The 594-nt window shown below is 57.6% G+C and carries 1 protein-coding gene; it reads left to right on the top strand.

Features of this window, described 5'->3' with window-relative positions; all coding sequences use genetic code 11:
* Window positions 1–132: 132 nt before the first annotated feature.
* On the top strand, window positions 133–594 hold a 462-nt coding region (locus ACFPZN_RS56515; RefSeq protein WP_378293745.1), incomplete at its 3' end, for a fimbrial protein.

The raw sequence follows: 594 nt of genomic DNA, 5'->3' as shown, positions 1-594 counted from the left end.
CTATATCCCCTGCTGCCGGGCGATAACACGCTGACCTTCTTCCTGCGCTATAAATCTACGCTGCCGACGGTCACCACCGGCAACGCCACCGCCGTGATGTATTTCGATCTGCTTTACCAGTAAGGAGACAGAATGACGATCCTGAACAGGTTATTTATCTGTTGCGCGCTGCTGTTGTCAGGCAAGACGCTCGCCCATGACGGCACGGTCTATATTACCGGCGTGGTGAAAGGCAAAACCTGTATTGTCTCCCCCGGCTCGGAACAGCTGGTAGTGGAGATGCATGATGTGGCGGCCCGCCAGCTGGCCGGGCAAAAAAACGAAACGCCCTATGGGCCGTTCACTATTAACCTTGAAGCCTGCGGCGCCGGGTTATCCGCCGTCAGCACCCATTTTGAAGGCACGCCGGACGGTAACAATAGCGATCTGCTGGCCCTGACCGGCGGGCCGGACTATGCAACCGGCGTGGCTATCGGCCTCTATAATCCTGATAAATCGCTGATCGCCATGGGGGATGAAAGCCTGCCGTTCGCGCTAAGCAATGACCAGACCACCCTGGCGCTGCATTTTTACGCCCGCTACCTCGCCGTGACG

Origin of the sequence: Actinomadura rugatobispora (assembly GCF_042656285.1) — a bacterium.
Classification (GTDB): domain Bacteria; phylum Actinomycetota; class Actinomycetes; order Streptosporangiales; family Streptosporangiaceae; genus Spirillospora; species Spirillospora rugatobispora.
This window is presented reverse-complemented; position numbering and strand designations above follow the sequence as displayed.